1 tRNA gene is annotated in these 233 nt (G+C 41.6%); it reads left to right on the forward strand.

Annotation, left to right across the window (positions count from 1 at the left end):
- Window positions 1-103 precede the first annotated feature (103 nt).
- Window positions 104-179: transfer RNA gene (locus AM305_RS11760), tRNA-Glu, on the forward strand.
- The last annotated feature ends 54 nt before the right edge of the window (window positions 180-233 follow it).

Below are 233 nucleotides of genomic sequence, written 5' to 3' on the forward strand. Positions count from 1 at the left end.
CAGATTGTTTGATAGGAAGTAGACAAGATTGACAAAAGGAGTGAGATAGAATAGAATATTCACTCTTTAAGAATGGACGTCGTTGAGAGCATCTTTAAATGTTGTCCCCATCGTCTAGAGGCCTAGGACATCGCCCTTTCACGGCGGTAACCGGGGTTCGAATCCCCGTGGGGACGCCATTTAAAGATGACTTTTGTTGTCTAAATTGTTCTTTAAAAAATTGGAAACAAGCT

This window comes from Actinobacillus minor NM305 (genome assembly GCF_000175195.1).
Lineage (GTDB): Bacteria > Pseudomonadota > Gammaproteobacteria > Enterobacterales > Pasteurellaceae > Haemophilus_A > Haemophilus_A minor.